Annotated in this window: 23 protein-coding genes and 1 tRNA gene; 17 read left to right on the top strand and 7 right to left on the bottom strand. The window is 69.2% G+C overall.

The genetic code is table 11. The features are described 5' to 3' along the window. The first annotated feature begins 82 nt into the window (after nt 1–82). The 3 genes from ACIA03_RS24040 (at nt 83) to erm (ending at nt 3,144) form a co-directional block, all read left to right on the top strand. Complete coding sequence (locus ACIA03_RS24040) at nt 83–616, top strand: DinB family protein (protein ID WP_396987225.1); 534 nt, start codon at nt 83–85, stop codon at nt 614–616. 35 nt (nt 617–651) lie between these two features. After that, nucleotides 652–2,052 carry an NAD(P)H-quinone dehydrogenase gene (locus ACIA03_RS24035; protein WP_396987223.1) on the top strand — a complete coding sequence of 467 codons (1,401 nt, stop codon included), beginning with the start codon at nt 652–654 and terminating at the stop codon, nt 2,050–2,052. A gap of 321 nt (nt 2,053–2,373) precedes the next feature. Continuing rightward, nucleotides 2,374–3,144, top strand: coding sequence for a 23S ribosomal RNA methyltransferase Erm (erm, locus tag ACIA03_RS24030; RefSeq protein ID WP_396987221.1), 771 nt, complete (start codon nt 2,374–2,376; stop codon nt 3,142–3,144). A 123-nt stretch (nt 3,145–3,267) separates the two neighbouring features. Here the strand turns inward: erm and ACIA03_RS24025 are convergent, their stop codons facing one another. After that, nucleotides 3,268–6,645 carry a pyruvate carboxylase gene (locus ACIA03_RS24025; protein WP_396987219.1) on the bottom strand — a complete coding sequence of 1,126 codons (3,378 nt, stop codon included), beginning with the start codon at nt 6,643–6,645 and terminating at the stop codon, nt 3,268–3,270. Nucleotides 6,646–6,778: 133 nt separating this feature from the next. Next, a complete protein-coding gene (locus ACIA03_RS24020) occupies nt 6,779–7,687 on the bottom strand; it encodes a LysR family transcriptional regulator (protein ID WP_396987217.1) in 909 nt (302 codons plus the stop codon). A gap of 94 nt (nt 7,688–7,781) precedes the next feature. Between ACIA03_RS24020 and ACIA03_RS24015 the strand changes: the two genes are divergently transcribed. Together ACIA03_RS24015 and ACIA03_RS24010 are read left to right on the top strand one after the other, a co-directional pair. Then, entirely contained in the window at nt 7,782–9,164 is a 1,383-nt protein-coding gene (locus ACIA03_RS24015) for an MFS transporter (protein ID WP_396987215.1), read from the top strand. Beyond that, nucleotides 9,161–9,949 (top strand): 3-hydroxybutyrate dehydrogenase, encoded by a 789-nt coding sequence (locus ACIA03_RS24010; protein ID WP_396987213.1) that lies wholly within the window; start codon nt 9,161–9,163, stop codon nt 9,947–9,949. The genes ACIA03_RS24015 and ACIA03_RS24010 overlap by 4 nt, the downstream gene beginning before the upstream one ends. Before the next feature lie 17 nt (nt 9,950–9,966). Here the strand turns inward: ACIA03_RS24010 and ACIA03_RS24005 are convergent, their stop codons facing one another. Then, a complete protein-coding gene (locus tag ACIA03_RS24005) occupies nt 9,967–10,896 on the bottom strand; it encodes an NAD-dependent epimerase/dehydratase family protein (protein WP_396987211.1) in 930 nt (309 codons plus the stop codon). Nucleotides 10,897–11,022: 126 nt separating this feature from the next. Between ACIA03_RS24005 and ACIA03_RS24000 the strand changes: the two genes are divergently transcribed. Continuing rightward, a complete protein-coding gene (locus ACIA03_RS24000) occupies nt 11,023–11,733 on the top strand; it encodes a TetR/AcrR family transcriptional regulator (RefSeq protein ID WP_396987209.1) in 711 nt (236 codons plus the stop codon). A gap of 105 nt (nt 11,734–11,838) precedes the next feature. Here ACIA03_RS24000 and ACIA03_RS23995 read toward each other — a convergent pair whose 3' ends face one another. Further along, nucleotides 11,839–13,593, bottom strand: a complete 1,755-nt coding sequence (locus tag ACIA03_RS23995) for an acetyl/propionyl/methylcrotonyl-CoA carboxylase subunit alpha (protein ID WP_396987369.1) — start codon at nt 13,591–13,593, stop codon at nt 11,839–11,841. A gap of 93 nt (nt 13,594–13,686) precedes the next feature. Continuing rightward, nucleotides 13,687–14,649, bottom strand: a complete 963-nt coding sequence (locus tag ACIA03_RS23990; protein WP_396987207.1) for an N-acetylglucosamine kinase — start codon at nt 14,647–14,649, stop codon at nt 13,687–13,689. 112 nt (nt 14,650–14,761) lie between these two features. Between ACIA03_RS23990 and ACIA03_RS23985 the strand changes: the two genes are divergently transcribed. The 6 genes from ACIA03_RS23985 (at nt 14,762) to ACIA03_RS23960 (ending at nt 20,911) form a co-directional block, all read left to right on the top strand. Further along, entirely contained in the window at nt 14,762–15,532 is a 771-nt protein-coding gene (locus ACIA03_RS23985) for a sugar isomerase domain-containing protein (protein WP_396987205.1), read from the top strand. Between the two features lie 47 nt (nt 15,533–15,579). Further along, complete coding sequence (ngcE, locus tag ACIA03_RS23980; RefSeq protein ID WP_396987203.1) at nt 15,580–16,989, top strand: N-acetylglucosamine/diacetylchitobiose ABC transporter substrate-binding protein; 1,410 nt, start codon at nt 15,580–15,582, stop codon at nt 16,987–16,989. A 4-nt stretch (nt 16,990–16,993) separates the two neighbouring features. Further along, on the top strand, nt 16,994–18,019 hold the full coding sequence (locus ACIA03_RS23975; RefSeq protein WP_396987201.1) for a carbohydrate ABC transporter permease: 1,026 nt from the start codon (nt 16,994–16,996) through the stop codon (nt 18,017–18,019). Further along, complete coding sequence (locus ACIA03_RS23970; RefSeq protein WP_396987199.1) at nt 18,016–18,903, top strand: carbohydrate ABC transporter permease; 888 nt, start codon at nt 18,016–18,018, stop codon at nt 18,901–18,903. The genes ACIA03_RS23975 and ACIA03_RS23970 overlap by 4 nt, the downstream gene beginning before the upstream one ends. A 146-nt stretch (nt 18,904–19,049) precedes the next feature. Further along, the gene (locus ACIA03_RS23965) at nt 19,050–20,228 is read left to right on the top strand and encodes an acyl-CoA dehydrogenase family protein (protein ID WP_396987197.1); all 1,179 of its coding nucleotides are present in this window, start codon (nt 19,050–19,052) and stop codon (nt 20,226–20,228) included. Between the two features lie 80 nt (nt 20,229–20,308). Next, nucleotides 20,309–20,911, top strand: coding sequence for a GtrA family protein (locus ACIA03_RS23960; RefSeq protein WP_396987195.1), 603 nt, complete (start codon nt 20,309–20,311; stop codon nt 20,909–20,911). Here the strand turns inward: ACIA03_RS23960 and ACIA03_RS23955 are convergent. Further along, complete coding sequence (locus ACIA03_RS23955) at nt 20,868–21,467, bottom strand: Maf family protein (RefSeq protein WP_396987193.1); 600 nt, start codon at nt 21,465–21,467, stop codon at nt 20,868–20,870. The two genes, ACIA03_RS23960 and ACIA03_RS23955, sit on opposite strands and share 44 nt — an antisense overlap. A gap of 147 nt (nt 21,468–21,614) precedes the next feature. Between ACIA03_RS23955 and ACIA03_RS23950 the strand changes: the two genes are divergently transcribed. The 3 genes from ACIA03_RS23950 to ACIA03_RS23940 all read left to right on the top strand — a co-directional run bounded on the left by ACIA03_RS23950 (nt 21,615) and on the right by ACIA03_RS23940 (nt 22,647). Beyond that, nucleotides 21,615–21,998 (top strand): DUF805 domain-containing protein, encoded by a 384-nt coding sequence (locus tag ACIA03_RS23950; protein ID WP_396987190.1) that lies wholly within the window; start codon nt 21,615–21,617, stop codon nt 21,996–21,998. Between the two features lie 50 nt (nt 21,999–22,048). Beyond that, nucleotides 22,049–22,130 (top strand) — tRNA-Leu (locus ACIA03_RS23945). Nucleotides 22,131–22,239: 109 nt separating this feature from the next. Further along, the gene (locus tag ACIA03_RS23940; RefSeq protein ID WP_396987189.1) at nt 22,240–22,647 is read left to right on the top strand and encodes a hypothetical protein; all 408 of its coding nucleotides are present in this window, start codon (nt 22,240–22,242) and stop codon (nt 22,645–22,647) included. 3 nt (nt 22,648–22,650) lie between these two features. Here the strand turns inward: ACIA03_RS23940 and bcp are convergent, their stop codons facing one another. Continuing rightward, nucleotides 22,651–23,121 (bottom strand): thioredoxin-dependent thiol peroxidase, encoded by a 471-nt coding sequence (gene bcp, locus ACIA03_RS23935; protein ID WP_396987187.1) that lies wholly within the window; start codon nt 23,119–23,121, stop codon nt 22,651–22,653. Nucleotides 23,122–23,203: 82 nt separating this feature from the next. On the opposite strand from bcp, the gene ACIA03_RS23930 reads away from it, so the two are divergent. Then, a complete protein-coding gene (locus ACIA03_RS23930; RefSeq protein ID WP_396987185.1) occupies nt 23,204–23,461 on the top strand; it encodes a DUF3618 domain-containing protein in 258 nt (85 codons plus the stop codon). A gap of 55 nt (nt 23,462–23,516) precedes the next feature. Beyond that, nucleotides 23,517–23,819 (top strand): co-chaperone GroES, encoded by a 303-nt coding sequence (locus ACIA03_RS23925; RefSeq protein ID WP_045549525.1) that lies wholly within the window; start codon nt 23,517–23,519, stop codon nt 23,817–23,819. The last annotated feature ends 100 nt before the right edge of the window (nt 23,820–23,919 follow it).

Here is a 23,919-nt window from a genome sequence, read left to right as displayed (position 1 = left end):
GGGAGAAAGCGGACAGAAACTGACCTGAAGGACTCCTAGCGTTGTCCGTGTCAGAGGGAAACACCACCAAGGAGTCCATGTCATGACCGCAACCGCCGTGAACGCCACCGCCACCTCCACCTCCTCGCGCGAGCGCGCGGACCTGCTGGAGACGCTGGCCAAGCACCGTGGCTTCCTGCGCTTCGCCGTCCGCAACCTGACCGACGAGCAGGCGCGACTCACCCCGACCGCCTCCGTGCTCAGCCTCGGCGGCCTGATCAAGCACGTCGCCGCGGGCGAGCGAGGCTGGGCCGACTTCATCGTCCGCGGAGCGGTGGCGCAGGAGCTCACCCCGGAGAGGTACGCCGAGTTCGCCGCCGACTTCGTGCTCGCCGAGAACGAGACGCTGGAGGGTGTCCTCGAGGCGTACGAGGCCGTGGCCGCCGCCACCGACGAGCTGGTCCGGACCGTCGACCTCGACGCGGACCACGCCCTTCCCGAGGCGCCGTGGTTCGAGGCCGGAGGTCGCTGGTCCAACCGCCGCGTCATCGCTCACATCCTGGCCGAGACCGCCCAGCACGCCGGCCACGCCGACATCATCCGGGAGACCATCGACGGTCAGAAGACGATGGGCTGAATCTGCCGCTCCGGGGGCGTGGAAGAATGCGGCCCATGGCGCGGGTGACGATCATTGGTGGGGGTCCTGGGGGATACGAGGCGGCACTGGTCGCGCAGCAGCTCGGGGCGGAGGTGACGGTCGTCGACCGTGACGGCCTCGGCGGCAGCGCGGTGCTCACCGACTGCGTGCCGAGCAAGACCCTGATCGCCACCTCCGAGCTGATGTCGGACATGACGCTCGCCCGCGACCTGGGCATCAACTTCCGTGACCACCAGGGCGACCCGGCCACCGAGCTCTACGCCGACCTCGGCCTGGTTAACAAGCGGGTCAAGTCGCTCGCGCTCGCGCAGTCGAGCGACATCGAGAACCGGCTGACCCGCCGCGGGATCCGGATCGTCAAGGGCACCGGACGCATCGACGCCGACAAGCGTCAGGTGATCGCGACCCTGGCCCAGGACGGTAGCGAGGAGGCCATCGAGAACGATGCCGTCCTGATCTCCACCGGCGCCCGGCCCCGGGTGCTGCCCACCGCCCAGCCCGACGGCGAGCGGATCCTGACCTGGGAGCAGGTCTACGACCTCGACGACCTGCCCTCGCACATGATCGTCGTGGGCTCGGGCGTCACCGGCGTCGAGTTCGCCAACGCCTACCTCAACCTCGGCTCGCAGGTCACCCTGGTCTCCTCGCGTGATCGTGTTCTCCCTGGTGAGGACGCGGATGCGGCGACGGTCCTCCAGGACGTACTCGAGCGTCAGGGAATGAACATCCTCAGCAAGTCGCGGATGGAGTCGGTGACCCGCTCCGGCGACGTCGTCACCGTCAGGCTGACCGACGGCCGCGAGGTCACCGGCAGCCACTGCATCCTGGCGCTCGGCTCGATCCCCAACACCGAGGGCCTCGGCCTGGAGGAGGCCGGCATCGAGCTCGACGAGGGTGGGTTCATCCGGACCGACAAGGTGTCGCGTACGTCCGCCTACGGCGTCTACGCCGCCGGCGACTGCACCGGCGGCTTCATGCTCGCCTCGACCGCCGCCATGGCTGGCCGGATCGCGATGCGCCACTTCCTCGGCGATGCGGTCATCCCGATGGACCTCAAGGAGGTCGCGGCCAACGTCTTCACCTCGCCCGAGATCGCAACGGTGGGCTACTCGCAGGCCCAGGTCGACTCCGGTGAGGTCGTCGCCGACACCCTGCGCCTCGACCTCAAGGGCAACGCGCGGGCGAAGATGCAGGGCATCTCCGACGGCTTCGTCAAGCTCATCTCCCGCCCGGGCACCGGTGTCGTCATCGGCGGCGTCGTCGTCGGCCCCCGCGCCTCCGAGCTGATCCACCCGATCACCCTCGCGGTCTCCACCGGACTGACCGTCGACCAGATCGCGAACACCTTCACCGTCTACCCGTCGATCTCCGGCTCCACCGCCGAGGCCGCCCGCCGCCTCCACCACGTCGAGTAGTCACTTACGTCGGCCGAGTAGTCGCCTACGTCGGCCGAGGCGTCGCTTACGTCGGCCGAGATGGCAAGCGGATGCCACTTCGACCGACGCAAGTGACGTCTCGGCATGGCGTCTAAACCGCGTGCGCGCACAGCTGCTGCTTCGCTAGCGTGAGCGCCATGGGTAACTGCTGCATGACGATGATCGTCCGGATCCGCCGCCGCTGACGGCGCGGATCCCACCGAACACTCGACGCATTCGCGCCGCCACCTGGCACCCTGCCGGGCGGCTCTCGAGTGCTACCCGCATGCCGCCCGGCTCCTTCTGTCTCGAGGAGCATCCATGCCCGACGTACGCCCTGGCCGGCACGAGCTCGGCCAGAACTTTCTCACCGACAGGTCGACGGTCGACCGCATCGTCCATCTCGTGTCGCAGCGGCACGGTCCGCTGGTCGAGTGGGGCACCGGCAACGGCGCCGTCACGCTCGCGCTGGCCGAGCTGGGCCGTCCGCTGGAGGGGGTCGAGATCGACCCTCGCCGCGCCGCTGACCTGCGCCGACGGATCGGTACGCACGTGTGCATCGCCGAGGGCGACATCCTGCGGCACGCGCCACCGCAGGACGCGGTCGTCGTCTCCAACGTCCCGTTCCACCTGACCACGCCGATCCTGCGGCACCTGCTCGCCTCGACGACGTGGCGCCATGCCGTACTCCTCACCCAGTGGGAGGTCGCCCGCAAGCGCGCGGGCGTCGGCGGTACGACCCAGCTCACCGCGCAGTGGTGGCCATGGTTCACGTTCACCCTCGACCGGCGGGTCCCGTCGACCGCGTTCCGTCCGCGACCGAACGTCGACGGCGGGCTGCTGCTCATCGACCGCCGACCGGAGCCGTTGCTCCCCGATGCGGAGCGCCGCGACTTCCAGGCGTGGGTGGCGAGGGTCTTCGCCGGCCGCGGCCGCGGGGTCGCTGAGATCCTGCGCCGCAACGGCGTACCGGCTGCGCTCGCTGATCAGATCGCCGATCGGATCGCTCGGCGCCGCCATCGGTCCCAGGCCCCGGCGCTGCCGCGCGACCTACGCGCGGAGGACTGGGTCGAGGCGTACGCAGCGCTCTGATCCTTCGTCAAGGTATGCCGGAAAAGGCGCACATCCCCAGCGGAACTCCGCTGGGGATGTGCGCCTTCGGCTGCGTACCCTTCGACAGGCTCAGGACACCGCCTTGACGAAGGAACGCGCCGCTCAGCCGAGCACGAGCACCAGGTCGCCGCCGTCGACCGCCTGGGTGCCGGAGAAGGCGAGGCGGGAGACGGTGCCGTCGACGGGGGCGGTGATGGCGGCCTCCATCTTCATGGCCTCGATGGTGGCGACGGTGTCGCCGGCCTTGACCGACTCACCTGCCGCGACCGTGATGGTGACGACACCCTGGAACGGCGCCGCGACCTGGCCCGGAACGGCCGGATCGGCCTTCTCGGCGGCCGCGACCTCGGCCGCGACGGAGCGGTCGCGGACCCCGATCGGACGCAGGTGGCCGTTGATCGTGGCCAGGACGGTGCGGATGCCTCGCTCGTCGGGCTCGGAGACGGCGGTGAGCCCGAAGATCACCGTCTTGCCCTCGGAGATCTCGACGACGTGCTCCTCGCCCTCGCGCAGACCGTAGAGGTAGTCGAGGGTGGAGATGACCGACACGTCGCCCCACTTCGAACGGGCCTCGGTGAAGTCCTTCGTCGGGCCCGGGAAGAGCAGCCGGTTGAGCGTGCCGCGGCGGTCGGAGACGAGCCCGGCGGCGTCCTCGGCCGACAGGGTCGGCGAGGCCTCCTTCCAGGTGCGCCCGGCGATCGCCTTGCTGCGGAACGGCTCGGGCCAGCCGCCCGGCGGGTCACCGAGCTCACTGTTGAGGAAGCCGATGACGGACGCCGGGATGTCGTACGCAGCCGGGTCGGCCTCGAACGCAGCCGGGTCGGCACCCGCCGCGACGAGCGAGAGGGCCAGGTCGCCGATGACCTTCGAGGACGGGGTGACCTTGGGGACGCGGCCGAGGATCGAGTTGGCCGCGGCGTACATGTCCTCGATCTGCTCGAACTTCTCGCCCAGCCCGAGCGCGATCGCCTGCTGACGCAGGTTGGAGAGCTGACCGCCCGGGATCTCGTGGCGGTAGACCCGGCCGGTCGGCGCGGGCAGTCCGGACTCGAAGGGCGCGTAGACGCGGCGTACGGCCTCCCAGTAGGGCTCCAGGGAGTTGACCGCGGCCAGCGAGAGGCCGGTGGAGCGCGGCGTGTAGTCGGTCGCCGCCACCAGCGAGGAGAGCGGCGGCTGGGAGGTGGTCCCGGCCATGGACGCGGTCGCGGCGTCGACGGCGTCGACTCCCGCCTCGATCGCGGCCGTCAAGGTGGCCAGCTGGCCACCGGCGGTGTCGTGGGTGTGCAGGTGGACCGGCAGGTCGAAGCGCTCGCGCAGCGCGGTCACCAGGGTGCGCGCGGCGGGCGCCCGCAGCAGCCCGGCCATGTCCTTGATCGCCAGCACGTGCGCCCCGGCCGAGACGATCTCCTCGGCCAGCCGCAGGTAGTAGTCGAGCGTGTAGAGCTTCTCGTCCGGCGAGGAGAGGTCGCCGGTGTAGCACAGCGCCACCTCGGCGACCGCGGTCCCGGTCGCCCGCACGGCGTCGATCGCGGGCCGCATCTGGGAGACGTCGTTGAGCGCGTCGAAGATGCGGAAGACGTCGATCCCGGTCTCCGCGGCCTCGGAGACGAACGCGTCGGTGACCTCGGTCGGGTAGGGCGTGTAGCCCACCGTGTTGCGACCGCGAAGCAGCATCTGCAGGTTGATGTTGGGCACGGCCTCGCGCAGCGCGGCGAGCCGCTCCCACGGGTCCTCGGAGAGGAAGCGCAGGGCCACGTCGTACGTCGCCCCACCCCAGGCCTCGAGCGACCACAGCTGCGGCGTCAGCCGGGCGACATGGCCGGCGACGCCGAGCAGGTCGGTGGTGCGGACCCGGGTCGCCAGCAGCGACTGGTGGGCGTCGCGGAAGGTGGTGTCGGTGACCGCGACCGCCTCCTGGGCACGCAGCGCGGCCGCGAAGCCCGACGGCCCGAGCTCACGCAGCAGGTCACGTGACCCCGCGGGCGGCGCCGCCGACAGGTCGACCGGCGGCAGCTTCTCGACCGGGTGCAGCGAGACCGGCGCGGGACCGTACGGCTGGTTGACGGTCACGTCGGCCAGGTAGGTGAGCAGCTTGGTGCCGCGGTCACCGGAGGCCCGCGCGGTCAGCAGCTGCGGGTGGGTCTCGATGAACGAGGTGGTGATCGAGCCCGCGATGAAGTCGGGGTCGTCGAGCAGTGCCTGCAGGAACGGGATGTTCGTCGCGACCCCGCGGATCCGGAACTCCGCCACGGCCCGGCGGGCCCGGGTGACGGCGTCCTCGAAGGTGCGCCCGCGGCAGGTGAGCTTGGCGAGCATCGAGTCGAAGTGCGGCGAGACCTCGGCCCCGGCGTACGTCGTGCCGCCGTCGACCCGGATTCCGGCACCACCGGGGGAGCGGTAGGTGGTGATCATGCCCGTGTCGGGGCGGAAGTTGTTGGCGGGGTCCTCGGTGGTGATCCGGCACTGCATCGCCGCGCCACGCAGCTGGACGGAGTCCTGGGTCAGACCGAGGTCGGCCAGCGTCTCGCCGGCGGCGATCCGCATCTGCGAGCGGACCAGGTCGACGTCGGTGACCTCCTCGGTCACGGTGTGCTCGACCTGGATCCGCGGGTTCATCTCGATGAAGACGTAGTTGCCCGCGGGGTCGAGCAGGAACTCCACGGTGCCGGCGCAGGAGTAGCCGATCTCCTTGGCGAAGCGCACGGCGTCCGCGCAGATGCGTTCCCGCAGCTCAGGGTCGAGATTCGGCGCGGGCGCGATCTCCACGACCTTCTGGTGGCGGCGCTGCACCGAGCAGTCGCGCTCGAAGAGGTGGATGACCTCACCGGTGCCGTCGGCGAGGATCTGCACCTCGATGTGACGTGGCTCGACCACGGCCTGCTCGATGAAGACGGTCGGGTCGCCGAACGCGGCCTCACCCTCGCGCATACAGGTCTCTACGGCCTCGCGGAGCTTGGCGGGGTCGTCGACCCGCCGCATCCCGCGACCGCCACCACCGGCGACTGCCTTCACGAACAGCGGGTAGGGAAGGGCGGAGGCGGCTGAGACGAGCGCGTCGACGTCGGTGGAGGGCTCGACCGACTGCAGGGTCGGTACGCCGGCAGCCTTCGCCGCCGCGATCGCGGTGGCCTTGTTGCCGGTGAGCGTGAGGACCTCCGCCGACGGTCCGATGAACGTGATCCCCGCCTTGACGCAGGCCTCGGCCAGCGCCGGGTTCTCGGAGAGGAACCCGTAGCCGGGGTAGATCGCGTCCGCGCCGCTCTGCTTGGCGACCGCGACGATCGCGTCGGGATCGAGGTAGGCCCGGATCGGATGACCGAGCTCTCCGATCTGGTAGGCCTCGTCGGCCTTCAGCCGGTGTTCCGAACCACGATCCTCGTAGGGAAATACGGCGACTGTCTTCGCCCCGAGCTCGAAGCCCGCACGGAAAGCTCGGATCGCGATCTCGCCGCGGTTGGCAACCAACACCTTCTTGAACATGGCGGCCACGCTACCCATCCGAAGTGTGTCGTCCAGGTTATGGGACGATTTCGCCCAGTTAGTGGACGTTAAGAAGTTCTGAACCGTGCGGATTCGTTGGGGCCGCTGAACGGGTTGCGGACCATACCGGGTGTCACCGGCCGAGCAGGGCATCCTGCTGCTCGGCCATCTGCTGCCGCAGGCCGCCCACCACGGCGGCCACCGCGGGCCTGCGCCAGGACTCGGGATGCACGACCGCCCAGTAGGGCAGCCGTTGATGGATCTCCTCGTGGAGCATCCGGACGAGGTCGGGGTGCCGGTCGGCCATGAAGCAGGGCAGCAGGCCGAGGCCGGCGCCGGCCCGGGTCGCCTCGACGTGGACGAACACGTTCGTCGAGGTGACGGCGTCGCGGATGCCCGGCAGCAGCCGTCGGGGGATGTCGAGGTCGTCGACCTGGAGCATCGAGTCGACGAAGTAGACCAGGCGGTGGCGTACGGCCTCCTCGATCGTCGCGGGGGCGCCGTGGCGCTCCAGATATCCGGGGGAGGCGTAGAGGCCGAGCTCGTACTCGCCCAGGTGCATCGCCCGGCCCCGGTTGACCGCCGGCTCGCCGACCACCACCTCGATGTCCACGCCGGAGCGGTGCTGGGCCGCCTGCCGGGTCACGGTGACGATCTCGACCGCGAGCTCGGGATGGTCCCGCCGCAGCGCCGCGACCGCCGGAGAGGCGATGTACGCCGCGAACCCGTCGGTCGTCGACATCCTGACCACGCCGGCCACCGGGTCGGCCGGCTCGTCCGCGGCCAGCCGGGCCAGCGACTCGGCTACCCCCTCGGCGGCCCGCGCCGCGCGCTCGCCCAGGGCGGTCAGCGCCCACCCGTCGGAGCCACGCACGAGGACCCGGCCACCGAGGGCGCGCTCGAGGGCGGAGATGTTGCGGCTGACCGTCGTGTGGGTCAGGCCCAGGGAGCGCGCGGCCGTGGTGAAGCGGCCGCTGCGGGCCACCTCGAGCAGCACCAGCAGCTGGTCGGCGGAGGGCGGTGTCGGAGCGGAGGTAGCCATCCGGTCACCCTAACGATGGATGTGCATTTTCGTTCATGGTGTGTGCCAACATGCGCGTTGCAAGCACAATATGATCACTGTCACACTCCGAGCCATGTCCTCCACACAGCCGGGCGCCACCGCCGCCCCCACCGAACCCCCAGCCGACGAGCAGAGCCTGCTCCGCAGAACAGTGGCGGCCTCCATGGCCGGCACGGTCGTGGAGTGGTACGACTTCTTCCTCTACGCCACCGCCTCGGCCCTGGTCTTCGCCAAGGTGATCATGCCGGCGACCGGCAACGCCTACGACGCGATCATCGCCGCCTTCGTCACCTATGCCATCGGGTTCGTCGCCCGCCCGCTGGGCGGCGTCGTCTTCGGCCACATCGGCGACCGCCTCGGCCGCAAGTACACCCTGCAGCTGACCATCATGCTGATCGGTGTCGCCACGGTGCTGATGGGCTGCCTGCCGACGTACGGCCAGGTCGGTCTCGCCGCACCGATCGCGCTGGTGCTGCTGCGGTTCGTGCAGGGCCTCGCGCTGGGTGGTGAGTGGGGCGGCGCCGTCCTGCTGGTCGCCGAGCACGCCCCGGACGCGAAGCGGGCGACCTGGGCCGCCTGGCCGCAGGCCGCGGTGCCGGTGGGCAACCTGCTGGCCACGCTGGTGCTCACCCTGATGACCATCACGCTCTCCGACGCCGCGTTCCTCGCCTGGGGCTGGCGGGTCGCGTTCTGGCTCTCGGCCGTCGTCGTCCTCGTCGGCTACTTCATCCGTCGCTCGGTGACCGACTCGCCGATCTTCGAGGAGGCGAAGGCGGAGCAGGCCGACGCCGCCTCGTCCGGCTACGGCGTCTTCGAGGTGCTGCGCCGCTACCCGGTGGGTGTCCTCAAGGGGATGGGCCTGCGGTTCGCGGAGAACATCATGTACTACCTGGTGGTCTCGTTCTCGATCGTCTACCTGGTCGAGGACCAGAAGATGGACCAGGGTGCGCTGCTCGGCCTGATCGCGATCGCGCACGCCTGCCACTTCTTCTTCATCCTCGCCGTGGGCCGGATCGCCGACGGCGTGGGCCGCAAGCCGGTCTATCTCGTCGGCGCGGTCCTCGGCGCGACCTGGGGCTTCTGGGCCTTCCCGATGCTCGACACGAAGAGCAACGTCGCGATCGTGGCGGCACTGATCGCCGGGCTGGCGATCCACGCGCTGATGTACTCCACCCAGCCCGCGATCATGGCCGAGATGTTCCCCACCCGGATGCGCTACTCCGGCATCTCGATCTCCTACCAGGTGACCTCGATCTTCGCCGGGTCGCTCGCGCCGCTGCTGGCCATCGCCTGGCTCAAGGACACCGGCACCTGGACCAACACCGCGATCTACCTCGCCGTGGCCGGCATCATCACCGCGCTCGTCGTGCTCACCCTCAAGGAGACCAGGGGCACGTCGCTGCGGGCGCTGGACCGTGCCGACCGTGAGGCCGCGCGTGAGGTGAGCCCGGCGTGACCTCGGCGCCACCTGTCTCGGGGACCGCCGTCGATCCCGGACGTACGCTGCAGGGCCGGCGGGCCCTGGTCACCGGCGGAGCCTCGGGGATCGGTGCGGCGGTGGCCCGCGAGCTCGCCGCCCGCGGCGCCAGAGTCGTCGTCGCCGATCTCGCCGGCGACGCCGCCCACGCTCTCGCCGACGAGATCGGCGGCGAGGCGTGGGTGGTCGACCTGACCGCCACCCACGAGCTCGACGACCTCACCCTGGAGGTCGACATCCTGGTCAACAACGCCGGCATCCAGCGGGTCAGCCCGATCGAGAAGTTCGACCCCGACGACTTCCGCCGGATCCACTCGATCATGCTCGTCGCCCCGTTCCTGCTGGTCAGGGCGGCTCTGCCGCACATGTACGCCAACGGCTGGGGCCGCATCGTCAACATCTCCTCCGTGCACGGCCTGGTCGCCTCGCCCTTCAAGAGCGCCTACGTCTCGGCCAAGCACGGCCTGGAGGGACTCTCCAAGGTCACCGCCCTCGAGGGCGGCCCGCACGGCGTGACCAGCGTCTGCATCAACCCCGGCTACGTGCGTACGCCGCTGGTGGAGAAGCAGATCGCCGACCAGGCCGCGGTGCACGGTGTGGACGCCTCCGAGGTCGTCGAGCGGGTGCTGCTGCAGGACGTGGCGGTCAAGCGGCTGGTCGAGCCGGACGAGGTCGGCTCCCTGGTCGGCTGGCTCACCGGCCCCGATGCCTCGATGGTCTCCGGCGCCTCGTGGGCCATGGACGGCGGCTGGAGCGCCAGGTAGCCCCGGCCCGGCCGGGCTCAGGCCTGGGTACGCCACCAGCCCACCGTCGCCTTCGCCCCGGTCTCGAGCGGGGTGGGGGACAGGCCGAGCAGCGCCTCGCTCGCCGAGGAGTCCAGCACGAACGGCTTGTCGAACTGGTAGGTCATCTCGGCCAGCTCCCGGGTGCCGGCGTGCACCGCGCCGATCGCCTTCAGCGTCCAGGTGGGGATGCGGCCGACCCGCGGGGCGGCGACCCCGGCTACGTCGGCGTAGAGCTCGACCATGGCCCGCTGGGAGATCGCCGGCGCGGTGGGAGCGTGCAGGAAGGTGTCCCACAGGCTCTCCTCGTCGGCAGCCCTGATCATCGCGGCGCCGAGGTCGGGGACGTACGTCCAGGAGTGCGGCGCGTCCGGGTCGCCGAGGACGCGCATGGTGCGGCCCGCGAGGACGGTCGGCACCATCCGCTCGCCGGCGTGCGCGTTGCGCACCAGCGGGCCGTAGAAGTCGGATGCCGCGACGCTGACCGTGGGCGTGGGGGAGGCGTCGCGGGCACGGAGCAGCTCGACCCGCACGGCGGGCTTGCCGAAGTCGGCGTTCCGCGGGGTCTGCTCGGTCATCGGGCCGGTGACGTGGCCGTAGGCGTAGAGGCTCTCGGGGAAGACGACCACGGCGCCCGCCTTCCCTGCGGCCTCGAGCACGACCTTCTCGGCCCGCGGGAGCTCGGCGCGCCAGGTGTCGGCGGCGTAGGCGCTGCCGTGCATGCAGTGGAAGACGGCGCGGGTCCCGGAGGCCGCGTGGGTCAGGGTGTCGAGGTCTGCGGCGTCGCCGCGGAGCCGCTCGATGCTCGTGTGCACCGGGCCGCTGCCGGAGCGGGTGAGGAGGCGTACGCGATCCCCGCGGGCGGCGAGCTGCTGGGCGACGGTCGCGCCGACAGGGCCGGCGCCGATGACGAGGTAGGTGCGGTTCATGGCTGTCTCCTCAGTGGGTTTCGAGAGCAGTGCTCTCGGAATGAGTCTGGCGCGTGTCGCCGGCAAATGCAAGAGCAGTGCTCACTTTTGTTGACAGCGCTCTCTGATTCGGGACACGATGGCGCCATGACAGCCACCTCACGAGACGGGACCCCGCGCGAGCGGGCGCGGGCGCAGACCATGGACGAGATCGTCCGGATCGGCCGCGAGCACCTGGCGGTCCACGGCGCCGCCGCGCTCTCGCTGCGCGCGGTCGCCCGCGATCTCGGCGTGGTCTCCTCGGCGGTCTACCGCTACGTGAAGAACCGCGACGAGCTGCTGACCCTGCTCCTCGTCTCCGGCTACGACGAGCTCGGCGACGCCGTCGACGTCGCCGTCGCGGCCGCCCCTGAGGATGACCACCGCGCCCAGGTCCTCGCACTCGGCCGCGCGGTCAGGACCTGGGCTCTCGCCGAGCCGGCGACGTACGCGCTGCTCTTCGGGTCGCCCGTCCCCGGCTACGCCGCGCCGGACGAGCGCACCAGCGTGCCGGGAACCCGTGTCCCGGCCGCGATGCTGCGGGTGTGTGCGAGCGCGCTCGCAGCGGGCCGGCTGGCCCTGCCCGAGGCGCCGGAGGAGATCCCGCCCGCGCTCGCCGTGGGTCTGCAGGGCATCCGCGACCAGCTCGGCGTCGACATCCCGGACGCCGGGCTCACCCGCGGCGTACTCGTCTGGACGAGTCTCTTCGGCCGCGTCAGCTTCGAGGTCTTCGGCCAGTTCGGCCCCGACGGCTTCGGCGACCCCGCCGCGCTCTTCGAGCTCCATCTGGCCGTGCTGGCCGACGAGCTCGGGTTGTGAGCCTCCGTCAAGGTATGCAGGAAAAGCCGCACATCCCTAGCGGAACTCCGCTAGGGATGTGCGGCTTCGGCTGCATACCTTGATGAAGGAACAGCCCTCGACCAGCTACTTGATCTCGGCGATGACGGCCCCGTTGGCGACGGTTTCGCCGACGGTGGCGTTGAGGCCGGTGATGGTGCCGGTCTTGTGGGCCTTGAGAGGTTGTTCCATCTTCATGGCTTCGATGACTACGACGACGTCGCCCTCGGTGACTTCTTGGCCTTCTTCGACGGCGATCTTGACGATGGTGCCCTGCATGGGGGAGGTGACGGAGTCGCCGGAGGCGGCCGCGCCGGTCTTCTTCGCCGAGCGTTTCGGCTTCTTGACGGAACCGGCACCGGCGCCGGCCCCGGCGAGGCCGCCGAGTCCGGCGGGGAGGGAGACGTTGAGGCGTTTGCCGCCGACCTCGACCACGATGGTCTGGCGCTCGCCGGCCTCCTCGGCCTCACCGTGAGTGCCGGCGTAGGGGGTGATCTGGTTGTCGAAGTCGGTCTCGATCCAGGTGGTGTAGACGTCGAAGGAGCCGTTCTCGGCGGTGTAGGCCGGGTCGTTGGTGACGGCCTGGTGGAACGGGATGACGGTGGGCATCCCGTCGACCTTGAACTCGTCCAGGGCGCGACGCGAACGCTCGAGCGCCTGGGTGCGGTCGCGGCCGGAGACGATCAGCTTGGCGATGAGGGAGTCGAACGAGCCCGGGATGGTCTCGCCCTTCTCATAGCCCCCGTCCAGGCGTACCCCGGGCCCGGCCGGGGGTGCCCACTCGGTCAGGGTGCCCGGCGCCGGCATGAAGTTGTTGCCGCCGTCTTCGGCGTTGATGCGGTATTCGATGGAGTGGCCGCGGATCTCGGGGTCGTCGTAGCCGAGCTCTTCACCGGCGGCGATGCGGAACATCTCGCGGACCAGGTCGATGCCGGTGACTTCTTCGGAGACGCAGTGTTCGACCTGGAGGCGGGTGTTGACCTCGAGGAAGGAGATGGTGCCGTCGGCGGCGACGAGGAACTCACACGTCCCGGCGCCGACGTAGCCGGCCTCGCGCAAGATGGCCTTGGAGGACTCATAGAGGCGTTTGTTCTGCTCCTCGCTCAGGAACGGGGCGGGCGCCTCCTCGACCAGCTTCTGGTGGCGACGCTGCAGGGAGCAGTCACGCGTGGAGACCACCACCACGTTGCCGTGCTTGTCGGCCAGGCACTGGGTCTCGACGTGACGGGGCTTGTCGAGGAACTTCTCCACCAGACACTCACCCCGACCGAAGGCGCCGACGGCCTCACGGACCGCGGACTCGTACAGGTCGGGGATCTCCTCCAGGGTGCGGGCGACCTTCAGGCCGCGACCGCCGCCACCGAAGACCGCCTTGATCGCGACCGGGAGGCCGTACTCCTTCGCGAAGGCGACGATCTCGTCGGCGTCCTTGACCGGGTCCTTGAGGCCCGGGGCCAGCGGCGCACCAGCGCTGAGCGCGATGTGCTTGGCCTTGGCCTTGTCGCCGAGGGCGTCGATGGCCTCGGGGGAGGGACCGATCCAGGTCAGGCCGGCCTCGATCACGGCGGTGGCGAAGTCGGCGTTCTCGGCCAGGAAGCCGTAGCCGGGGTGGACCGAGTCCGCACCCGAGCGGGCCGCGATGTCGATGATCTTCTCGATGGAGAGGTAGGACTCGGCCGGGGTGGCTCCACCCAACGCGTAGGACTCATCGGCCAGGCGCACGAACAGCGCGTCACGGTCAGGCTCGGCGTAGATCGCGACCGAGCCGATCCCGGCGTCCTTGCACGCACGGATCACTCGAACCGCGATCTCACCGCGGTTGGCGATCAGCACCTTGGTCAGTGGCTTGCTCAACGAGAACTCCTCCATCGTGAATGCAACGACATGCTAGGTGAGGCCTTTTGGCCTGGCTCCAGGCATCCGTAGTAACGATTGTCACACCCCGGTGAGCTGGGCGAGCGACGAGGTTACCCGTGCGTAGACCGCGTCGTCGACGAGCACACCCCCGTGACGCAGCGCCAGCACCGCCGCTCCGGCCAGTCCGTCAGTGGCGAGCACCGCTCCGGGAGCGACCCGGGCGGCGAAGTCCGGCTGCCGGGCCAGGACGCTCCCCGCAGCGACCAGCGGCCCCTCCACATCAGGCGTACGCACCGCCGCCAGCGTCTCCGCCAACCCGGCCGCGGCCTCGTCGAGGATGCCCGCGGCGACCCGGTCGCCGGCACCCGCCGCGGTGAAGACGAGGGAGGCGAAGTCGGCCAGCCGCAGCGGCGGCATCGCATACAGCGCCGCCGTCGCCGCGACGAGGGTCGCGGTCCGGCCGCCCTGTCGACGGTCGTCGACGGCGATCCCGAGCCGGTCCAGCAGCAGGCCGGTCAGCGACGTGGTCGCGCCTCGCCCGTCGAGCGGCGCAACTCCGGCGCGTACGACCTCTCGGCCCAGCCAGAAGCCCGAGCCGACGTCGCCGAGCAGCCAGCCCAGCCCGTCCGAGATGCCGGCCAGCCGGCCGTCCTCGACCCGCACCGCCGACGCCCCTGTGCCGGAGAGCAGCACATAGCCGTCCGGAGCCGCCGTCCCCGAGAAGTACGCCGCCAGCACATCGAAGTCGAAGACCGGCTCGCTCGCGACCAGCCCGGAGAGGGCGGCCACGATCGCCGCCCGGTGTCCGGGGTCGGCCGCACCCGCCACTGCCAGGGCGGCGCCCGCGACCGGACCGGCCTTCGCGGAGGTCACGGCCTGGGTGACCGCGTCCTTGATCGCCGCCGTGGCGGCGTCGACGCCGGCGGAGGTCGGGTTGCCGCTGCCGGCCTTCCCGATGCCTCCGCAGCGTCCGTCGGAGGAGACGACGACGGCGCGAGTGCTGGTGCCTCCAGCGTCGAGGCCCAAGTAGTTGTTATTCATTGACACCTTTTCGTAACAGAAAACCATTGCCAGGCGTACTCTCTCCACTTAGTTTTCGAGCGCAGGCCTCGACATACGGTCGCGGCCGGAGTTTGCTAGGTGGGTGGACTAATTGACCAGAGACGTGTTCGGAGCCTTCGACGAGCAGGTTCGCACACGCCTGTCCGAGTTGCAGTCGATTGCGCAGTCCGGGGGTCTCGACGAGGCGGTGGAGGCGATGGTGAGCAGCATCCGCAACGGCGGCGTGCTGCAGGCGTTCGGCACCGGCCACTCCCAGGCGTTCGCGATGGAGATCGCCGGACGGGCCGGCGGTCTGATCCCCACCCACGCCATCGCGCTGCGCGACACGGTCCTCAAGGGGGACCGGCCAGCGAGCGACCTCAAGGGCGGTCTCCTCGAGCGCGACTCCAACATCGCGAACGAGCTCTGGGAGCTCCACGAGTTCCACCCCGAGGACGTCTTCCTGATCGCGTCCAACTCCGGCGTCAACGGCTCGATCGTCGGCATCGCGCTGCGCGCGAAGGAGGAGGGCCACACGGTGATCGCGGTGACCAGCCTCGAGCACACCAATGCGGTCACCCCCAAGCACCCCAGCGGCAAGCGCCTGGCCGAGATCGCCGACGTGGTGATCGACAACCTGGCTCCCTTCGGCGACGCGACCGTCCCGGTCGGCGACGGAGCCGGCGAAGGCGTCCTCGCCGGTGCCGTCTCCTCCATCACGGCGGCCTACATCGCCCAGCTCCTGACCCTCGGCACCGCCGCCCGGATCCAGGAAGCGGGCGAGACCCCGCCCCTCTATCTCTCCGCCAATATCCCGGGTGGCGATGAGCACAACGATGCGTTGAAGGCTCGCTACGGCGAGCGCATCGGAAGCATGGCCTGAACACCCGTAATCAGTAAAGAGGAACCCACCCGAAAGAAGGCAGCACGATGTCCCAGCAGCTTCACCGGCTCGACCGCCGGACCCTTCTGCGCGGCACACTCGCCGGCGCGGCGCTCGTGTCGTTCTCCGGAGCGCTCGCAGCGTGCGGCGCGCCCGGTAGCGACTCCGACGAGTCCGGCGGCGGCACCAAGTCCGCGTCCAACCCGTTCGGCATGGCCAAGGACGGCACCGTCGACGCGGTGATCTTCGACGGTGGCTACGGCTACGACTACGTCGAGTTCGCCGCGGGTGTGGTCGGCAAGGAGTTCGCGGACGCCGACCTCAAGGTCAGCGCGACCACCAAGATCGCCACGGAGCTGCAGCCGCGCTTCGTCGGCGGCACGCCCCCGGACCTGATCGACAACTCGGGTGCGGACCTGATCGGCTTCAGCTCGATCGCCGCCCAGCTCGAGGAGCTCGACGACGTCTTCGAGGCCGACAGCTATGAAGGCGTCAAGATCGAGGACACCCTCTACCCGAACGTGAAGGTGCCCGGCACCTACAGCGACCGGTTCGTGGCGATCAACTACGTCATGACCCTCTACGGCGTGTGGTACTCCGCCTCACTCTTCGAGGAGAACGGCTGGACCCCGCCGAAGACCTGGGACGAGGCGCTCGACCTCGGCGCCAAGGCCAAGGCCAAGAAGAAGTACCTGTGGACCTGGGGCAAGGAGGCGGCGACCTACTACCGCACCCTGGTGATCGACTCGGCGGCCAAGGAGGGCGGCGACGAGGTGCGCCTCGGGCTCGAGAACCTCGAGAAGGGCATCTGGTCCCACAAGGTCATCCAGGACATCCTGGGCAAGCTCGGCGAGATGGTCAGCAAGGACATGTTCATCCCGGGCGGCGCCGGCACCCAGTTCACCGCCGCGCAGGCCAAGTGGTCCAACGACCAGCAGGCGCTCCTCTACCCGAGCGGTGGCTGGATCGAGAACGAGATGAAGGACGCCACCAAGGACGGCTTCGAGATGACCGGCATCCCGGAGTTCGTGCTCAGCGACAGCTCGGCGCTGCCGTACGAGGCCGTTCGTGCCGCGGCCGGTGAGGCCTTCATCGTCCCGAGCAAGGCGAAGAACCCCGCCGGCGGCAAGGAGATCCTCCGCGCCATGCTGTCGAAGGAGGCCGCGACCAACTTCGCCAAGACGAAGCTCGCGCCGACCATCGTCAAGGACACCATCCCTGCCGACGGGTTCGGCTCCGCGGCGCTGAAGTCGCAGAGCGCGATGCTCGATGCTGCCGGTGAGAACACCTTCAACTTCCAGTTCTACGACTACTACGGCACCAACGCCGACGAGCTGGTCGTGTGGAACTCGTTCCTCTCCGGTGACCTGGACGTGAAGGGCCTGACCAAGGCCGTCCAGGGCATCTTCGACAAGGTCGCCGACGACTCATCGATCGAGAAGCTCAAGGTTTCCTGACACCATGCCGGACCCATCCACCACGATGGCCTGGACGGCCGGCGGCCCCTCCGAGGAGAATCCTTGGGGGGCCGCCCCCGGCCGCCGCCGCCGCAAGCTCACCCTCGACCGGGCGTTGTTCATGACGGTCTTCCTCGGCCTTCCGGTCGCGATCTTCATCATCTTCGTCGTGGTCCCGATCGGGCAGGCCCTCTTCTACTCGCTGACCGACTGGACCGGCTTCTCCCCGGAGCTGAACGTGATCGGCCTGGACAACTACGCCAAGCTGCTCGACGACGAGACCTTCCTCAAGGCGCTGCGGAACAACGTACTTCTCACGATCGTCGTGCCGCTGGTGACTCTCGTCGCGGCGCTGGCGATCGCGGTGGTCGTGACCACGGCAGGTCCCAGCACCGGGCAGGTCCGTGGTCTGAACGGCTCCGGCTTCTACCGGGTCGTCTCGTTCTTCCCCTACGCCGTCCCGGCCGTCGTCATCGGTCTGCTCTGGGCACAGATGTACGACCCGGCCGCCGGCCTGCTCAACGGAATGCTCACCGGCATCGGCCTCGACGGTTTCAAGGACTACGCCTGGCTCGGGGAGGTGCGTGCGGCGATGCCTGCCTCGATGTTCGTGATGATCTGGGCCAACATCGGCTTCTACACGGTGCTCTTCGTGGCCGCCATCAAGGGCGTGCCGGCGGAGATCTACGAGGCGGCCCGCATCGACGGTGCCGGCCGCTTCCGCACCGCCATCTCGATCACGCTGCCCTCGATCCGTGACAACGTTCAGACGGCGTACATCTATCTGGGGATCCTCACCCTCGATGCCTTTGTCTTCATGGCAGCCCTCAACCCGGGCGGTGGACCCGCCAACTCGACCCTGACGATGAGCCAGTACCTGTTGAACACCGCCTTCAAGAAGGGCCAGTTCGGCTACGCCACCTCGATGGGCGTCGTGCTCGCCCTGGTCACGCTGCTCTTCGCCGCTCTGGTCTTCGTCGTCTTCCACTTCGCTGGCGGACGGGACAAGAAGGGAGACGTACGCCGATGAGTACTGTCACGCTCGACAAGCCTGTCGCTGCCCGTTCCCACGGCCAGCGGCGTACGCCCGGCGACGCGCTGGTCGCGGGCACCTCGCACACGATGCTGATCATCTGGTCGGTGATCGTCATCGTGCCGTTCTGCTGGGTGGTGCTCTCCTCGTTCAAGACGTCGAAGGAGATCCTCTCCTCGCCGTTCTCCCTGCCCGCGGAGTGGAGCTTCGAGAACTACACCAGCGCCTGGACCAAGGCCGGCATCGGGACGTACTTCTTCAACACCGTCATCGTCGTCGGCACCGCACTGGTGCTGGTGATGCTGCTGGGGGCGATGTGCGCCTACGTGCTGGCGCGGTTCGAGTTCTTCGGGCGCAACGCCATCTACTACACGATGCTCGGAGGTCTGACCTTCCCCGTCTTCCTGGTCATCGTGCCGCTGTTCTTCGTGCTCCAGGGCATCGGGCTGCTCAACACGCTGCCCGGGCTGATCCTGACGTACGTGGCCTACGCGCTGCCGTTCACCGTCTTCTTCCTCTACGCCTTCTTCAAGACGCTGCCCGACGACGTCTACGAGGCCGCGATGATGGATGGTGCGGGAGAGTGGCGCACGTTCTTCCAGATCATGCTGCCGATGGCCGCACCGGGGATGGCCGGGGTCGCGATCTTCAACTTCCTCGGGCTGTGGAACCAGTTCCTGCTCCCGGTGGCGCTCAACACCGACCGGGACAACTACGTGCTCACCCAGGGGATGGCGTCGTTCTCGTCCCAGGCGGGCTACAACGTCGACTTCGGTGCGCTCTTCGCCGGAGTGGTGCTGACCGTGCTTCCGGTGCTGGTCGTATACCTGATCTTCCAGCGGCGGATCGCCGGGACGGTCTCGACCGGAACGTTCCGCTGATCTTGATCTGAACCAGATGTGACGCGGATCTCGCGTCCCAGGTTAATAAGCGCTAACCTGGGACCCATGAGCGAGCGACAGCGAGTGACCACAGGCGTCAGGCCGCCACTTCCGTACTCTTTGTATCGCCCTACGGAGGTGGCGGCATGACCGCATTTCTCCAGCCCGAGCACGAAGAGTTGCGTGCTGTCGTCCGTGACTTCGCCCAGAAGGAGATCGCGCCCCATGCCTCGCAGTGGGACCGCGACCACCACTTCCCGGTCGATGTGGTCCACAAGATGGGTGAACTGGGCCTGTTCGGCCTGACCGCCCCCGAGGCGTACGGCGGGGGTGAGGGTGACCTCGTCGCGCTTTGTGTCGCGATCGAGGAGCTCGGCCGCGTCGACCAGTCGATCGGGATCACGCTCGAGGCCGCGGTCGGCCTCGGCATCAACCCGATCCTCACCTACGGCACCGACGAGCAGAAGGAGCGCTGGCTCCCCGACCTCGTCGCGGGCAAGGCCCTGGCCGGGTTCGGGCTGACGGAGCCGGGTGCCGGCTCGGACGCCGGTGCGACCGCCACGAAGGCGGTGCTCGACGGTGACGAGTGGGTCGTCGACGGCGCGAAGCAGTTCATCACCAACTCCGGCTCCTCGATCACCTCGGTCGTCACCGTCACCGCGCGCACCGGGACCCGGGAGAACGGTAAGCCCGAGATCAGCACCATCATGATCCCCTCGGGCACGCCCGGGTTCACCGCGGAGAAGGCGTACGACAAGCTCGGCTGGCACGCCTCCGACACCCACCCGCTCTCCTTCGATGGCGCTCGGGTGCCGGCCGACCACCTCCTCGGTGAGCGGGGCCGCGGTTACGCGCAGTTCCTCGCCACCCTCGACGACGGCCGCGTCGCGATCGCCGCGCTCGCGGTCGGCTGCATCCAGGCCTGCCTCGACATGGCGCTCGAGTACGCCGGGGAGCGGCAGACCTTCGGCGGCCCCATCGGCCGCAAGCAGGGCGTCGCCTTCCAGATCGCCGACCTCGAGGTCATGCTGCGGGCCTCGCGCCTGCTGACGTACGAGGCCGCCGCGATGAAGTCCGGGCTGGACTCGGGCGCCGTCACGATGAAGGAGTTCAAGCAGGCGGCCGCCGCCGCGAAGCTGTACGCCACCGAGTCGGCCGTCACCGCGACCCGGATCGCCACCCAGATCTTCGGCGGCTACGGCTTCATGGAGGAGTATCCGGTGGCCCGTTTCTACCGCGACGCGAAGATCCTGGAGATCGGCGAAGGCACCTCCGAGGTGCAGCGCATGCTGATCGCCAGAGGCCTCGGTCTGCCCGTCGAGTGAGCGCGGATCCTACCGCGTACTGAACAAACCGCGGGAAGTAATCAGGAGCCATCTCACCACTGACCGTTTACTGTGGCCCCATGGTGTTCGGGGGACAGCTGCTGGGACGGCTGCGTCGCACCCGCCTCTTCGGAGAGGTGGTCCGCTTCATGATGGTCGGCGGAATCGCGACTGCAGTCGCCTTCGTGCTGTTCAACGGACTCGTCCACGGCTTCTTCCTGGGTGCGGGTCCGATGAACAGCCAGCCGATCCCGGCCTACGTCATCGCCAACACGGTCGGCATGCTGATCAGCTACGACCTGAGCCGTCGTTGGACCTTCCGTCACCGCGTGTCCGACCACCCCGACGGCGGCTTCACGGCCTATGTCGTGATCAACGCGGTCACCATGCTGCTGCCGATCGCCTGCCTGTATCTCACCCGCAGCGTGTTCGGCTGGGACAGCGCGATCGCCGACAACGTCTCGGCCAACGTGATCGGCGTGCTGCTGGGTCAGATCGCCCGGTTCTTCCTGTTCCGGAGGTTCGTCTTCGGCCGCCCGATCCGCTACACGCAGGTCTACGGCAGCGTGGAGGAGGAGGCGGCAGCTCTCGGCCGCGCCGACGGGCCGCTCCTGGTCGCCCCCGAGCCTCGCGAACAGCTCAGCGGTTCCACAGATCGGGCCACGCATGGCCGAGCCGGCTGAGCAGGTCGCGTAGCAGCGGCAGGCTCAGCCCGACCACGTTGTGGTGGTCGCCCTCGATCCCGGTGATGAAGGCTCCGCCGAGCCCGTCGATCGTGAACGCGCCGGCGACGTGCAGCGGCTCCTCGGTCGCGACGTACGCCGCGATCTCCTCGTCGCTCACGTCGGCGAAGTGCACCGTCGTGGCCGCCGTCTGCGACACCTGCCGACCCGTCGCGGTGTCGGTCAGCGCATGCCCGGAGACGAGTACGCCGCTGCGCCCCCGCATCTCCCGCCAGCGCTGGATCGCCTCCTCGGGGTCGTGCGGCTTGCCGAGCGCCTTCCCGTCGAGCTCGAGAACACTGTCACAGCCGAGCACGAGCGCCCCCTCGGGGACGTCCGGGCGACCGGCGACCGCGTCGCGCTTGAGCTCGGCGAGCCCCAGCGCGAGCTCCGTCGGCGCGAGGCCGTCGAGGACGCTCTCGTCGACACCGGAGACGATCACCACAGGCTCGACACCTGCGCTGCGCAGCGTCTGCAGCCGGGCGGGGGACTGGGAGGCAAGGACCAGCGTGGTCATGGCTCAACCCTAGGGGGTAGCGGTCCTTTACCTCAGTGCCCGGCCCGACTAGGTTTCGCACATCCAACCCATCTCAACGAGGAGAGATCCGACGTGACGGATTACCCGCCGCCCCCGCCCCCGCAGCAGCCGTATGGTGCTGGCCCCGTGGGTGAAGTTCCCCTGAGCCAGCCGCTCCGCGGCGCGGCGCCGCGCGACGCCATCGTGCGCTTCTTCAAGAAGTACGCCTCCTTCGAGGGCCGCGCCAGCCGGTCCGAGTTCTGGTGGCCCTGGGGCGCCGCCGTGGTCGTCAACATGGCCATCAACCTGCTCCTCGGGAACGACTCGACGGCCGGCTCGATCGTCGGCGGGCTCTTCTCGCTCGCCATCCTGGTCCCGTCCCTCGCCGTCGGTGCCCGCCGCCTGCACGACACCGGCCGCTCCGGCTGGTGGCAGCTGCTCTGGCTCCTCCCGTGCATCGGCTGGATCGTGCTGATCGTCTTCTGGGCGCTGCCGGAGAAGCCCGAGGGCGACAAGTACAACGTCGCCTGACCGGCGGCTAACCACGAGCGCCGATCAGTCCCTAGACTGATCGTCGCTCGGCCGAAGTGGCGGAATAGGCAGACGCGCAGGATTTAGGTTCCTGTGTCTTAGGACGTGCGGGTTCAAATCCCGCCTTCGGCACCCAGAGTCCGGGTTCGACCCGGGGCGGACCAGGGGCGATCCCCATGGACATCGGGCCCCTGACCCCCAAGGATGGAAGAACAACACCCCATCCAGAAGGGATGAACTCATGTCGTTCAAGGACAACGCGTCCAACTGGCGCGATGGCGTCCAGAAGGGCGTCGAAGGCGCCAAGCCCGCTGTCGAGGACGCCAAGGTGAAGTCGGCGCCTCACCTTGTCACCGGCGGCGAGAAGACCATCGAGAAGGCCGGCGAGTTCAAGGCGCAGATCGAGGCCAAGCGGGCCGAGATGGCGTCGGCTCCCGACGCCGCCTCACCGCGCAACCAGGCGCTCTCCGGCCTGCTCCAGGTCGGCGCCGCCGCCACCGAGGTCGCCGCCCACGCGGGCGAGTGGCTGAAGGAGACCGGTGCCAAGTGGAGTGCCGGCACCGGCCCGGTGGTCGTCGAGCCGCCCAAGGAGATCCCGGGGGACGTACCTCCTCCGCCGGACTTCAAGAAGCCCGACGACCAGCAGTAAGGACTACGAAGCCAGACCGAGGTCGCGGCGGAGCTTGGCGACGTGACCGGTCGCCTTGACGTTGTACTGCGCGACCTCGATCTTGCCCTCCTCGTCGACCACGAACGTCGAGCGGATCACGCCCTCGACGACCTTGCCGTAGAGCTTCTTCTCGCCGTAGGCGCCGTAGGCCTGGTGCACCGAGAGGTCCTCGTCGGAGGCCAGGGTGATGGTGAGTCCGTCGCGCTCGCGGAACTTCGCGAGCTTGGCGGGCTTGTCCTTGGAGACGCCGATGACCTCGTAGCCGGCGGCCTTCAGCGAGTCGATCGAGTCGGTGAAGTCGCAGGCCTGCTTGGTGCAGCCGGGGGTCATCGCGGCGGGGTAGAAGTAGACGATCACCTTGCGGCCACGGAAACTGCTCAGCGAGACCTCCGCTCCGGTGTCGTCGGGAAGAGTGAAGTCGGGGGCAACATCGCCCGGCTCGAGACGCGTCATGGAGCCAACCTAGCGAACATTCCCAGGCGAACCGCAGCGGTGGAGCACGCAGTGGACGTACGCCGGTTGCTAAGGTCTGCGCATGTCCAAGGACCAGACTTCCTCGCTCGAGTCCGAGATCGAAGAGATCCGCGAGCGGCTCGCAGGCACCATCGACGAGCTGATCTACCGGGGCAGCCCGAAGACGATCGTTCAGCGCCAGGTCGCGGCCCTCAAGGCGGTCTACGTCGACCCTGTCTCCGGCGAGCCGAAGATGGGCAACATCGCCAAGACCGTCGGCGGAGTCGTGGGCACCGTCCTGCTCATGGCGACACTGCGTAAGATCACGAAGGTCAACTGACCATCCCCCCACCGGCAAGGCAAGACGGAACGTGACCGACAAGACCCCCATCAAGATGCTCCACGACCGGGTGCTGGTCGAGGTGGGTTCAGACGCCGGTGAGCGCCGCTCCTCGGGCGGCATCGTCATCCCGGCAACGGCTGCCATGGGCGCGGCCCGACGGCTCACCTGGTCGCGTGTGGTCGCGGTCGGCCCGCACGCGCGCGCCGTCGAGATCGGCGACCGGGTGCTCTTCGACGCCGACGACAAGCCGGAGGTCGAGGTCGCCGGCGAGGTCTACATCCTGATGCGCGAGCGTGACGTGCACGCTGTTGCCGCGGAGCGGATCGCTGACGAGTCCACTGGGTTGTACCTCTGATTTACTGCCGAGTCGGCGCATCCGACCCCTCTGGCTCGCTTCGCTTCGCCAGACACGGGGTCAGATGCGCCCCCACGGGCCCACCAGGGGGGCGGATGCG

Source organism: Nocardioides sp. NPDC051685, assembly GCF_044453405.1.
In the GTDB taxonomy this organism is placed as follows: Bacteria; Actinomycetota; Actinomycetes; order Propionibacteriales; family Nocardioidaceae; genus Nocardioides.
Note: the sequence above shows the minus strand (reverse complement) of the source record. Positions and strands in the feature narration are given on the sequence as shown.